Genomic DNA, 12,447 nt, shown 5'->3' with positions numbered 1-12,447 from the left:
TCATGGGTGAACGGAAGAATGTCGGAATCGTCATCGTCTCGCATTCCGCCAAGGTGGCGGAAGGCGCGGCCGACATGGTCAGGCAGATGGTCGGCGACAGCGTGCCGCTCGCGGCCGTCGGCGGCAACGCCGATGGCGGGCTCGGCACCGATGTCGGGGCAATCATGGGCGCGATCGGCAAGGCATGGTCGGAGTCCGGTGTTGCGATCCTGGTCGACCTCGGCGGCGCCGAGACCAACAGCGAGATGGCGATCGAGATGATGCCGGAGACGCAGCGCGACCGCATCGTGATCTGTAACGCGCCGCTGGTCGAAGGCGCCGTGATGGCGGCGACGGAGGCCTCGGGCGGCTCGCCGCTCGCCGCCGTGCGCGCGACCGCTGAAGAGCTGATGGGCGGATGAACGAGAACGACAATGGCTGACGGTGGAGAGATCGGCATGCAGGACGTGAAGGCGCATGCGCTGTTGACGAACGAGGTCGGGCTGCATGCGCGCCCCTCGGTCAAGCTCACCCAGCTCGCCAAGCGTTTTGCGTCGACCGTCGAAATCGCGATCGCGGCCGATGGTCCGTGGACCGACGCCAAGAGCCCGGTGAAGATCATGCGTGTCAAGGCGGCCAAAGGCGAGACGCTGTTCATGCGCGCCAATGGAGCGGATGCCGAGGCCGCCGTCAGCGCGCTGGTCGATCTGGTCAACCGCAAGTTCGACGAGGAGTGACAATGGAGCGGCGGATCTCCGGGCGTACAGCATCGGACGGGCTGGCGATTGGGCCGGCGACGATCCTGCATGCGTTGGATGGCGCCAGCAGATCCAAGGGCTCCATCGCCGAGGAGCATGCGGTGCTGGCCACCGCGGTTGCGCGCGCACGCGAGGCGGTGGCCGAGCTGATCGGCCAGCTCGCCGGCGATGCCGCCGAGCTGATTGGCTTCCAGCTCGCGCTGCTCGAAGACGATGCGCTGACGGAGACGGCTTACGCGCAGATCGAGCGCGGCGTCGCGGCCGATGTTGCCTGGCGCGCGGCGATGGCGGAGGAGATCGCGGGCTACGAGACGGCCGACGACGAATATTTCCGCGCCCGCGCCAGCGATCTGGCCGACATCCGGGATCGCGTGCTGCGGCATCTGTTCGGGCTCGCGGACGATGGCCAGCTGCTGGACGGCGCGATCGTGGTCGCCCGCGATCTTGCGCCGTCGGCCTTTCTCGGCATCGACTGGTCGAAGGGCGGCGGCATCGTGCTCGGCGAGGGCAGCCCGACCAGCCATGTCGCGATGTTGGCGCGAGGTCGCGGCGTGCCGATGGTGGTCGGACTCGGTCATGAATGGGAGGAACTCACCGGTCAGTTGCTGGTCGATGGCGGGCGCGGTGTCGTCGTCGTCGATCCCGGCGTCGAGCATGTTGACGCCGCGCGGGCGGAGGGCGAGACGCTGACCCGCCGCAAGGCGGAGGCCGTGGCGCGGCAATGCGAGCAGGCGCTGACGCGCGACGGTACGGCGGTCGCGGTCCTCGTCAACATCTCCGGTCCTGCTGACATGACCGTGTTGCCGGCCGCAGCCTGCGACGGCGTCGGATTGGCACGCACCGAATTCCTCACCGCCAATCTGCTTCACGACGAAGAGGCGCAAGTCAGCGCCTACACTGATCTCATGCGCTGGGCCGATGGCCGCCCGGTCACGATCCGCACGCTCGATGCGGGCGGCGACAAGCCGATCCCGGGCTATACGATCGACGGCGAGAGCAATCCCTTTCTTGGCCTGCGCGGCATCCGTCTGTCGCTGCGTCATGCCGATATCTTTCGTATTCAGCTGCGGGCGCTGGCGCGCGCCGCCGCGCTGGGACCGCTCAAGGTGATGCTGCCGATGGTGACCAATGCCGCCGAGCTGGACGCGGCGCGCAGCCATCTCCGCGCCGTGCTCGCCGAGCTTGCCGACAGCAATGTCGCCTTTGCCGAGCCGGCCCTCGGCATGATGGTCGAGGTGCCGGCTGCGGCCCTTGCTGCGCAGAACTTCGCGGCAGACTTCTTCTCGATCGGTACCAATGATCTCACTCAATATGCCACCGCCGCCTCGCGCGACGGCGCCGAGGTCGCCGACTATGCCGACGTGCTGCATCCTGGCGTGCTGGCGATGATCGCTCATGTGGTGCGCGCCGGCCGCGTGCGCGGTGTCGAGGTTTCCGTCTGCGGCGATGCCGCCGGCGACGTCAGGGCCATTCGGGCGCTGCTCGAGGCGGGCGTGCGCGCGCTGTCAGTCTCGCCCGGCCTGTTGCCGCTGGTGAAGGCCGCGATCCGCGAGCTCGATCTGGTAGGGATTGCCGAGGGCGCATGAGCGATCATGATCAATTCGCGGCCACGAGCCCGCTCGCCGAATACAAGGCGATCCTGCGCGCGGTCATCGACAGCCGGCCTTCGGGCACGCGGCAGCGGCTGGCGGAAGCGATCGGCAAGAACCGCAGCTTCATCTCGCAGATCGTCAATCCGGCCTATGCGACCCCGATTCCGCTGCAGCATCTCGAGACCATCTTCCACATCTGTCATTTCTCGCCGCATGAGCAGCAGGCGTTTCTGATAGCCTATCGCGCCGCCCATCCGGGCCGGCTCGACGGGGCCGAGACGCAGCGACCGATGCGGCGCCTCGTGGTCGAGCTGCCGGACTTCGGTGATGTCGCGCTCAACGCCCATGCCGATCGCATCATCACCGGCGTCGCCCGCGGCATCGCCGCGCTGATCTCAGCCAATGAAAACAATGACGACGCCGAACCGGGAGGGAAGCCATGAAGAAGCTGATCAACGCCGTCGACGACGTGCTGACCGAGAGCCTGCAGGGCTTTGCAGCTGTTCATGGCGACATCGTTGCGCTCGGCGAGGACAACAAGTTCGTTCGCCGCAGGAACCTCAAGCCGGGCAAGGTCGCGCTGATCTCCGGCGGTGGCTCCGGCCATGAGCCGCTGCATGCCGGCTTCGTCGGGCTGGGCATGTTGGATGCCGCCTGTCCCGGCCAGGTCTTCACCTCGCCGACGCCGGACCAGATGCTCGCCGCCGCGCAAGCCGCGGACACCGGCGCCGGCGCACTGTTCATCGTCAAGAACTACGAGGGCGACGTGATGAACTTCGCCATGGCGGCGGAGATGATGGAGACCAAGGTTGCGACGGTCATCACCGACGACGATGTCGCCGTGGAGACCTCGACCTATTCGACCGGCCGCCGCGGCGTCGCCGGCACGCTGGTGGTGGAGAAGATGCTGGGCGCCGCGGCCGAGCAGGGCCGCGATCTCTCCGCGCTCAGGGCACTCGGTGACGACGTCAACAAGCGCACGCGGTCGATGGGCGTGGCGCTGACCTCCTGCACGGTGCCGGCGGCGGGCAAGCCGACCTTTGCGCTCGGCGAGGACGAGATGGAGATGGGTGTCGGCATCCATGGCGAGCCCGGCCGCCGCCGGGTCAAGCTCGCTTCGGCCGATGCCATTGCCGAGGAGATGATGGGCGCGATCCTGACCGATCTTGCAGCGAAGCCCGGCACCCCGTGTCTGCTGCTGGTCAATGGTTTCGGCGCGACGCCGGCGATGGAGCTTTATGTGATGGCCAATGCGGCGCGGCGCATCCTGGAGGGCCGCGGGTTCACCATCGCCCGCGGGCTGGTCGGCTCCTACGTCACCTCGCTCGACATGGCCGGCTGCTCGCTCACGGTGACCGCGCTCGACGACACCACGCTGGCGCTGTGGGATGCGCCGGTGCACACGGCAGCGCTGCGCTGGGGCTGCTGAGCGCGTTCAGCGGATCTCATTCGAGTAGTAATGATGCGCGGTCGTGGCGCGGTGCTGGCTGAGGATCGTAAGCGCGCCGGTCTGGTCGTAGGCTTCCTCATCGATCACCAGCACGGCGCTCGGGGCGGGCAGGCCGAGCAGCTTGCGGTCCTCCTTGCTCGCGACCTCGGCGGTGACCTTCTCGCGCACGGCCGCGATGCGGATGCCATAGGCTTCGAGCAGGTGCCGATAGATCAGGGCAGGGACCTTCTTGGCCTCGCGTGGAAATTCAGGCACGCGGCTCGCGACCAGCGAGATGCGCGAATGCAGCACCGGCGCGCCGGCGACGCGGCGAATGCGATGAAGATGCAGCAGCGGTTCGGCGTCGGCGACGGCGAAGAGCGCGGCCGCGGCCGGTTCTGCGGCCCGTGTCCTGACCGACAGCGCCTCGGCATCCGACTGCAGCAGGCTGCCATCCTCACCGAGCAGGCGGAAATACTGGAAGAAGAAGCTGAGGCCGTGCCGTGACGCGCGGCCGGTGACGACGGTGCCGGTCTTGCGCCGGCGCATCAGCATGCCGCCGGCGGTGAGGTCGGCCAGTGCGCGGCGGATGGTGCCGACGGCGACGCCGTATTGGGTGGCGAGCGCGACCTCGCCGGGCAGCACCGTGCCCGGCGGCATGTCGCCGATCAGGATGGCCTCCGCGATCTGCCGCTTGACGTGCTCGTAGAGCGGCACGGGCAACCCGCCCGGACCTGCGCCCGCCCCGTCTGCCGCTTTGCTGGCCACGCCTGCCTGTTTCATGGAATTGACAAACGCCACGTTGTGATTTCTATTTCTATATAGAATATAGGATTGAGCTAACGGCAAATGAATTCTCGGGGCCTACAGGCAGATCGCGGCGAGGCCAGTCTGGCCAGCGCCTTTGCTGCGATCGACCGGCTGTCGGAGACCGCGGTCGAGGATCTCCAGCGCATGGTGGCGGTCGACACCAGCTTTCCGCCCGGTGCCGGCTACGATTCGTTCGCCGATCTGATGGAGCAGCTCGCCGCAGCATTGGCCCTGGAGTGCGAGCGCGTGATCGTCCCGGAGGAGCTGTGGCGCGCGCCCGGCGCGATGGGACAGCGCACCAACCTGATCGTACGGCGCTGCTCCGGCAGGCCCGTGCTCGGGCTGTATTTCCATGTCGACACCGTGCCTGCAGCGCCCGGCTGGGCCGGCGATCCGCTGCAACTGATGCGTGACGGTGATCGCCTGACAGGCCTCGGCGCGGCCGACATGAAGGGCTCGATCGCGGCGGCGCTGCTGGCGCTGCGCGCCGCGCACGAGACGGGGCTCTCTCTCGCTTACGATCCGATGCTGCTGCTGTGCACGGATGAGGAAGCGGGGCTCTATCCCGGCGTGCGCTATCTGGCCGAGCAGGGCCGTCTCGAAGGGCACATCCTTAATTTCAACGGCAGCGCCATGCCGCGGATCTGGGCCGGCTGCTTCGGCCTGTTCACGCTGACGGTGCGTGTGCACGGCAGGGCGGCCCATGCCGGCGAGCAGCGAAGCGCCGGCGTCAATGCGATCGAGGCGGCGCTGCCGATCCTCAATGCGCTCGCCGCGCTGAAGCCGCTCATCGCGCAACGGACGTCGTTGCTGCCGCCACCGCCGCAGGCGGCCGGTCCGCTTACCGCGAGCCTCGATATCTCCGCTATCCACGGCGGCCAATGCGGCGGACAGATCCCGTCGCAGGTCGAGATTCTCGTGTGCCGCCGCTATGCGCCGGAGGAGGATTTTGCCGCCGCGCGCAGCGAGATCGAAACCGCGATCGCGCAGGCGGCCGGCGGCCTCGACGTCGACATCATCCTCACCGGGCACCTGAAGCCGACCGCGGATCCCGGCGGGCCGCATTGGCTGCGCTGGCAGCAGGCGCTGTCCGCCGGCTTCGGCTATGCGCCCGAGGAGTTCGCACGCTGGGGCGCTTCCGGCTGTTCCGATTTCGGCTGGGTGCAGCAGGCCACGGGCGTGCAGGAGGTGCTGCTCACCGGCCTCGGCAAGCCCGACAGCCGCATCCATGCGCCGGGCGAATCGACTACGCGCGCCGACATCGTCGCACTGGCGAAATCGGTGCTCGCATATCTTTCAGCCGAGTTCAGTCCTGAACTCTCTCCCGAAGCCATGACGCTCAAGAAGGACCTCGCCTGATGCCGTCCGTCACCCGTCGCCATTTTCTTGCCGGCTCCGCGCTCGCGCTCGGCGCATTGCCGCATGTCTCTCGTGCCGCCGAGGCGCCGACTCGTGGTGGCGTGTTGCGAATCTCCGTCGACCAGGGTGCGGCCGTGATTCATCCGCTGCTCGCGCGCGTGAATCCGGAATACCTCGTCACCGAGCTGCTCTATTCCAACCTGACCCGGCTCAAGCCGGACATGACGGTCGAGCCGGATCTGGCGCTGTCGTGGCAGCCGTCGGCCGCCGGCCTGAGCGAATGGATCTTCAAGCTGCGGCCCAATGTCAGCTTCCATGACGGCTCGCCGCTGACGGCGGATGATGTGGTCGCGACGTTCAAGGCCATCCTCGATCCGAAGACGGCCTCGCCCGCACGCACCAATGTCGGTCCGATCAAGGATGTCACAGCCGTCGATGCCTCGACCGTGAAGTTCACGCTGTCGGTCGCCTTTGCGGATTTCCCGGTCGCGCTCGCCTACACCAATGCGCGGATCATCCCGGCGAAGGTGATCGCCGGCGATCTCGGCGGTCTCGCCACCAAGGCGAACGGCTCGGGACCGTTCAAGCTCGTGTCCTACGAGCCGGACCGCAAGATCGTGGTCGAGCGCAATCCAGCCTATTACGATCCGGCGCGTCCGTTGCTCGATCGCGTGGAGATCCTGGTCTATCCCGATCGGACCGCCGAAGCCTCCGCCCTGATCTCGGGCGATATCGATCTGATGCTGTCGACCACGCCCGGCGAATATGACCGGCTCGGCAAGGCCAGCGGCGTCAAGGCGCTGCGCGTCCCCTCAGGCCAGTTCCTGAACGTCAACATGGGCTGCGACCAGAAGCCGTTCAACGACGTCCGCGTGCGCCAGGCGTTGGCGCTGACTATCGATCGCGACGCCATGGCGGGCTTCGTCGCCGGCGGCTACGGCACGCCCGGCAACGACACGCCGCTCAGCCCGGCCTATCGCTTCTACAAGGACGATCAGCTGAAGAAGCCTGATATCGCCAAGGCCAAGCAACTTCTGGCCGAAGCAGGCTATCCCTCCGGCATCGAGGTGACGATGGTGGCCTCCGACAAGCCGGAGACGCGCACCCAGCTCGGCGTCGCGATCCGCGAGATGGCCGCACCCGCCGGCTTCCGCATCAACGTGCAGACGATGCCGCATGCGACCTATCTCGACCAGGTCTGGAAGAAGGGCAATTTCTACGTCGGCTTCTACAACATGCAGCCCACGGCAGATGCGATCTTCAAGCTGCTCTATACCTCGGATGCCGCGTGGAACGAGACGCGCTGGAACAATCCGCGCTTCGACGAGATCGTCAATGCGGCACGCGGCGAGACCGATGACGCCAATCGCGCCGCGCTCTATGCGCGGGCCCAGACCATGATGAACGCGGAGGTGCCGTCGGTGATCCCGGTGTTCTTCGACATCCTGGCGGCGCAGCGTGGCTACGTCGAAGGCTATAAGCTGCATCCGCGCGGGTCGGTGTTCCGACTCGATCTCGTCTCGCTCGGCGCTGGCGCGCCCAAGCGCGCCTGAGGCAGGAACTCATCGGTGTCCTTGGCTTGGCTGCTGCGGCGGCTGCTTCTCATGATCTATACGGTCGTCATCGTCTGCGTGCTGGTGTTCGCCATCACGCAGGCGCTGCCGGCGGATGCTGCGCAGACCTTGCTCGGCGAGAATGCTTCGCCCGAGGCGCTGGCCGCGGTTCGCGCCCGGCTCGGGCTGAATGATCCGGTCTGGCTGCAATTCGCGCATTGGGTCGCGCATGCGGCCACCGGTAATTTCGGCATCTCGATGCGCACCGGCCTGCCGGTCGCGCCGGAGATGCTGACCGCGTTGTCGCGCTCGCTGCTGCTCGCGGCCGGCGCCCTCGTCGTCACGCTTCTGATTGCGGTCCCGCTCGGCATCTTCGCAGCGCTGCGTCAGGGCCGGCCGACGGATACGGCCACCAGCGTGGTCGCCTATCTCGGGGTCTCCCTGCCGGAGTTCGTCACCGCGACCGTGCTGGCGCTGCTGCTCACCGACATCCTGCCATGGCTGCCCGCCACCGGCTACGTGTCGCCGCTGGAGGATGCCGGACTGGCGCTACGCCATTTGGTGCTGCCGGTCCTGACGGTCTCGGTGATCCTGGTTGCCCATGTCATGCGCATGATGCGCTCGGAGACGCTGGACGTGCTGCAATCGGACTATGTCCGCGCGGCGCGGCTGAAGGGCCTGCCGCAGCGGACGGTGCTGGTCCGGCACGTCATGCGCAACGCGCTGCTGCCGGTCATCACCATCGTCGCGCTCGACGTCGGCTACCTGCTCGGCGGCATCATCGTCATCGAGGAAATCTTCGCCATCCCCGGCATCGGCCGCGCGCTGATGATTGCCATCACCACGCGCGATCTGCCGTCGATCCAGGCCGGCGCGCTGATCATGGCGGTGACCTACGCGATCACCAATACGCTCGCGGATGTCGTCTACGCGCTGCTCGACAGACGGATCCGCTATGACTGAGCTCTTCGGGAGGATGATCCGCAAGCCGCAGGGCGTGATCAGCGTGGCGCTGCTCGTTGCGCTTGCCGTCATCTGCATTTTCGGCCCCTGGCTGGCGCCATACGGTCCGGAGAAGATGGATTTTCTCGGACGCTTCCGCGCGCCGGGATGGCAGAACTGGCTCGGCGCCGACCAGTTCGGCCGCGACGTGCTGAGCCGCCTGTTATCCGGCGCACGCGCGACCGTTCCGATGGCGCTTGCTGCGACGTTGGCCGGCAGCGCGATCGGCGCCATCATTGGCGTCGCATCGGCCTATCTCGGCGGCAAGGCCGACGAATTCATCATGCGCACCAACGACGCCGTGATGGCCATTCCGGGTCTTCTGATGGCGCTGCTGCTGGTCAGCACGCTCGGGAACGGCGCGGGCAACGCGGTGGTCGCGATCGCGCTTGCATTCGCGCCCGGCATGGCTCGGGTGACGCGTTCGGTGGCGCTCGCGGTGCGTAACCAGGACTACGTCAAGGCCGCCGTCGCGCGCGGCGAGGGCGCGTCGCAGATCGTCTTCCGCGAGATGCTCCCCAACGTCATGGGGCCGATCGTGATCGAAGCCACGATCCGGGTGTCGTTCGCGGTGATGCTGTTTGCGACCCTCAGCTTCCTTGGTCTGGGCGCACAGCCGCCGGCCTCGGAATGGGGGATGATGGTGGCGGATGCGCGCCAATACATGCATCGCGCACCCTGGATCCTGATCGCGCCCTCGGTCGCGATCGCGCTGTCCGCAATCGCCTTCAACCTCGTCGGTGACGCCCTGCGCGATGCGCTCAACCCGCGGGATGACCGATGAAGCCTGTCCTCGCCATCACGAATTACGGGCTGGACTACGTCACGTCGACCGGCGCCGTCGAGGTGCTGCACGACGTCTCGCTCGAGATCGCGCCGGGCGAGGTGCTCGGATTGGTGGGTGAATCCGGCTCGGGCAAGAGCTCGCTCGCCTGGGCGCTGATGCGGCATCTGCCGGCCAATGCCCGCGAGGTCTCGGGATCGCTGCGGCTCGGCGATATCGACCTGCAGGCGCTCGGTCCAAGACAGTTGACCGAGGTGCGGGGACGCCGCATCGGCATGGTGTTCCAGGATCCGTCCACGGCGCTGAACCCGACCCTGACCATCGGTCGGCAGATCACGGAGGCGCTGATGCGCCATCGTGATCTGAATGCGCGTGCCGCGAAGGACCTCGCGATCGAGCTGCTCAGCCATGTCGAGCTGCGCGATCCGGCCGCGATGCTGCGGCGCTATCCGCATGAGATATCCGGTGGCGAGAAGCAGCGCGTGATCATTGCCACCGCGTTCGGCTGCCGTCCGGATGTCATCCTGTTCGATGAGCCGACGACGGCACTCGACGTCATCACCGGCGCCCGCATCATCGACCTGTTCGCGCGCCTGCGCGCAGAGACGGGCGTGGCCGCGCTCTACATCTCGCATGATCTGGCGATGATGACCCGCGTCGCCGACCGCGTCGCGGTGATCAGGCATGGCCGCGTCGTCGAGCAGGCGCGGGCATCGGAGATCTTCCGCAGGCCGCGGCACGACTACACCAAGTCGCTGATCGCCGCGGTGCCCCGTCCGGAGCGGCGGCTCGTCTACGACAGGCCGGGCGAGGCTGCGGTGCTGGAGGCCCGTGGCATCGAAGTCCATTATGGCACGGCCAGTCTGTTCCGCGCGGCGCCGCCGCCGGCGACGCGCGCGATCGACCTCGACATTCGTGCCGGCGAGATCCTGGGCCTCGTCGGCGAATCCGGCTCGGGCAAATCGTCCATGGCGCGGGCGCTGACCGGGCTCGCCCGCTTCTCCGGCGCGATCAGTTTCGACGGCCGCACGCTGCGCGGGGCAGGTGACATGAACACGGCCTATCGCCGCGATGTTCAGATCGTGTTCCAGCACCCGGATTCCTCGCTCAATCCGCGCCATCGCATCGGCGAGATCCTGTCGCGCCCGTTGAAGCTCTATGGCGGTGACGTGATATCCGTGCCGCGCCTTCTCGAACAGGTTCGGCTGCCGGCGTCCTATGCGACGCGTTGGCCGCATCAGCTCTCCGGCGGCGAAAAGCAGCGTGTCGCGATTGCACGCGCCTTTGCTGCGCGCCCGCGGCTCGTGATCTGTGACGAAATCACGGCACCGCTCGATGTGTCCGTGCAGGCCCAGATCGTCGAGCTGTTGCTGGCGTTGCGCGCCGAGACGGGCGCGGCCTATTTGTTCATCACCCACGACCTCAACCTGATCCGGCAGATCGCGCACCGCATCGTCGTCATGCGCCATGGCCAACTGGTCGACAGCCGCGCCGCCGATGCGTTCAGGGCCGACGACCTTCACCCTTACACACGCGAATTGATGGCGGCGTCGCCTGCGCCCGTCGGCTGACCGCAAGGATCTTGAGCTCATGGACCGCAACGACCTGCTCGCCCGCATCGACGTCCCGGCGTCGCTCGCGCTGTTGTCTCGCATGGTACAGCACAAAAGCTATTCGAAGACAGATGGCGAGAGGCAGCTCGCAAACTTCATGGCGGAGCGGATGCGCGAGATCGGCCTCGACGCTGCGGTCGCGCCATTCGGCGACGAGGGCCGCGTCAATGCGGTTGGCCGATGGAAGGGCAGCGGCGGCGGCAAGAGCCTGCTGTTCAACGGTCACGTCGATACCAACCCTGTGACCGAAGGCTGGACCGTCGATCCCTGGGAAGGGAAGGTCGACGACCAGTTCATCTACGGCATTGGCGTCTCCAACATGAAGGCCGGCGACGCAGCCTATTTCTGCGCCGTCAAGACGCTGATCGAGGCCGGTGTGAAGCTCAGGGGCGACGTCATCCTGACCTACGTGGTCGGCGAGCTGCAGGGCGGGGTCGGGACCTACTCGCTGGTCGAGCAGGGGTTGCGTGCGGACTATTTCATCAATTCCGAGCCGACCGATTTGAAGGCGATGACGATGCACGCCGCGGCGTTCATGTTCATCATCGAGCTCGTCGGCAACACGCGGCATCTGTCCAAGCGCGAGGAGGCCGTCGATGCGATTGCGGCTGCGTGTGATCTCATCCCGCGCCTGAATGCAATGAAGTTTTCAGATGCGCGCTCGCCGGCGCATGAGGCGATCAACCGCGTCCATGTCGGCGTCGTCCATGGCGCGCTCGGGCGTGAGCTGCATGAATGGCGGACGCCGCAGGTTGCAGACTTCGTGCGCATCAAGGGCTCCGGCCGCTATGCGCCAGGGCAGACCGAGCAAGGCGCGCTGGCCGACATGCGGCGCGAGCTCGATGCGCTGGAGGCGCGTTTCCCGGGCCTGAAGGCGAGTCTGATGTCGGAGGATCGCGCCGGCGTGCCGACCATGCCGCCCTTCGAGGTCGCGGCGGACAGCCCGATCGTCCGTGCGGTGAACGACGCCTATCGCGCGGTGCGCGGCGAGGCGCAGCCCACCGGGCCGGTGGCGCCGAGCTGCTTTTATGGCACCGACGCCGGCCATCTTTATACGTATGGCGGCATGGAAGGCGTCGTGTGTGGTCCGGGCGGCCGCTACAACACGATGCCGGACGAGCGTGTCGACATTCCGGATTACCTCGACATGATCCGCATCTACATGCTCGCTATTCTCGACACCTGCGGGTGACCCCGCCTCAGGCGGCGGCAGTCGCCTGCTGCTGAAACTGCTCGAACGCCGCGATCGCATCGGCGGCATACATCAGCGACGGCCCGCCGCCCATATAGATCGCCATGCCCAACGTCTCCTCGACCTCCTGGCGGCTCGCACCCATACGAACGAGTGCCTCGGCGTGAAAGCCGATGCAGCCGTCGCAGCGGACGGCGACGCCGATCGCGAGCGCGATCAGCTCCTTGGTCTTCTTGTCGAGCGCGCCGTCACGGCTTGCGGCCTGGGCCAGCGCGGAGAAACCCTGCATGACCTCAGGGATATCCTTGCGCAGCGTTCGAAGATTGCCGGAAATGTCCTTGCAGAGTTCAGGGTAGTTCTTGTCCATGATCATCTC

The 12,447-nt window shown here is 67.0% G+C and carries 13 protein-coding genes; 11 read left to right on the top strand and 2 right to left on the bottom strand.

Features of this window, described 5'->3' with window-relative positions:
• The first annotated feature begins 2 nt into the window (after window positions 1–2).
• From dhaM to dhaK, 5 genes are read left to right on the top strand one after another with little or no spacing between them, the layout of a single operon-like run.
• Window positions 3–401: a dihydroxyacetone kinase phosphoryl donor subunit DhaM gene (gene dhaM, locus S58_RS21125; RefSeq protein WP_015667407.1), complete on the top strand. Its 399-nt coding sequence runs from the start codon at window positions 3–5 to the stop codon at window positions 399–401.
• A gap of 12 nt (window positions 402–413) precedes the next feature.
• Window positions 414–716 carry an HPr family phosphocarrier protein gene (locus S58_RS21120; protein ID WP_015667406.1) on the top strand — a complete coding sequence of 101 codons (303 nt, stop codon included), beginning with the start codon at window positions 414–416 and terminating at the stop codon, window positions 714–716.
• A 2-nt stretch (window positions 717–718) separates the two neighbouring features.
• Window positions 719–2,323 carry a phosphoenolpyruvate--protein phosphotransferase gene (gene ptsP / locus S58_RS21115; protein WP_015667405.1) on the top strand — a complete coding sequence of 535 codons (1,605 nt, stop codon included), beginning with the start codon at window positions 719–721 and terminating at the stop codon, window positions 2,321–2,323.
• Window positions 2,320–2,772: a hypothetical protein gene (locus S58_RS21110; protein ID WP_015667404.1), complete on the top strand. Its 453-nt coding sequence runs from the start codon at window positions 2,320–2,322 to the stop codon at window positions 2,770–2,772. The genes ptsP and S58_RS21110 overlap by 4 nt, the downstream gene beginning before the upstream one ends.
• Window positions 2,769–3,758 (top strand): dihydroxyacetone kinase subunit DhaK, encoded by a 990-nt coding sequence (gene dhaK, locus S58_RS21105; protein ID WP_015667403.1) that lies wholly within the window; start codon window positions 2,769–2,771, stop codon window positions 3,756–3,758. The genes S58_RS21110 and dhaK overlap by 4 nt, the downstream gene beginning before the upstream one ends.
• A gap of 6 nt (window positions 3,759–3,764) precedes the next feature.
• Here dhaK and S58_RS21100 read toward each other — a convergent pair whose 3' ends face one another.
• Window positions 3,765–4,541, bottom strand: coding sequence for a GntR family transcriptional regulator (locus S58_RS21100; RefSeq protein ID WP_052351216.1), 777 nt, complete (start codon window positions 4,539–4,541; stop codon window positions 3,765–3,767).
• 66 nt (window positions 4,542–4,607) lie between these two features.
• Here S58_RS21100 and S58_RS21095 point away from each other — a divergent pair, with 66 nt between their 5' ends.
• The 6 genes from S58_RS21095 to S58_RS21070 are packed head-to-tail and all read left to right on the top strand — an operon-like array spanning window position 4,608 to window position 12,071.
• Window positions 4,608–5,927, top strand: coding sequence for a M20 family metallopeptidase (locus S58_RS21095; protein WP_015667401.1), 1,320 nt, complete (start codon window positions 4,608–4,610; stop codon window positions 5,925–5,927).
• The gene (locus tag S58_RS21090; protein WP_015667400.1) at window positions 5,927–7,480 is read left to right on the top strand and encodes an ABC transporter substrate-binding protein; all 1,554 of its coding nucleotides are present in this window, start codon (window positions 5,927–5,929) and stop codon (window positions 7,478–7,480) included. Before S58_RS21095 ends, S58_RS21090 begins: the two co-directional genes overlap by 1 nt.
• A 15-nt stretch (window positions 7,481–7,495) precedes the next feature.
• Complete coding sequence (locus S58_RS21085) at window positions 7,496–8,443, top strand: ABC transporter permease (RefSeq protein WP_015667399.1); 948 nt, start codon at window positions 7,496–7,498, stop codon at window positions 8,441–8,443.
• A complete protein-coding gene (locus S58_RS21080) occupies window positions 8,436–9,266 on the top strand; it encodes an ABC transporter permease (protein ID WP_042340040.1) in 831 nt (276 codons plus the stop codon). The genes S58_RS21085 and S58_RS21080 overlap by 8 nt, the downstream gene beginning before the upstream one ends.
• Window positions 9,263–10,837 carry a nickel ABC transporter ATP-binding protein NikE gene (gene nikE, locus S58_RS21075; RefSeq protein ID WP_015667397.1) on the top strand — a complete coding sequence of 525 codons (1,575 nt, stop codon included), beginning with the start codon at window positions 9,263–9,265 and terminating at the stop codon, window positions 10,835–10,837. The genes S58_RS21080 and nikE overlap by 4 nt, the downstream gene beginning before the upstream one ends.
• Window positions 10,838–10,856: 19 nt before the next feature.
• Complete coding sequence (locus S58_RS21070) at window positions 10,857–12,071, top strand: M20 family metallopeptidase (protein ID WP_015667396.1); 1,215 nt, start codon at window positions 10,857–10,859, stop codon at window positions 12,069–12,071.
• Between the two features lie 7 nt (window positions 12,072–12,078).
• Here S58_RS21070 and S58_RS21065 read toward each other — a convergent pair whose 3' ends face one another.
• The gene (locus S58_RS21065; RefSeq protein ID WP_015667395.1) at window positions 12,079–12,438 is read right to left on the bottom strand and encodes a carboxymuconolactone decarboxylase family protein; all 360 of its coding nucleotides are present in this window, start codon (window positions 12,436–12,438) and stop codon (window positions 12,079–12,081) included.
• Between the last annotated feature and the right edge of the window lie 9 nt (window positions 12,439–12,447).

Origin of the sequence: Bradyrhizobium oligotrophicum S58 (genome assembly GCF_000344805.1) — a bacterium.
Lineage (GTDB): Bacteria > Pseudomonadota > Alphaproteobacteria > Rhizobiales > Xanthobacteraceae > Bradyrhizobium > Bradyrhizobium oligotrophicum.
Note: the sequence above shows the minus strand (reverse complement) of the source record. Positions and strands in the feature narration are given on the sequence as shown.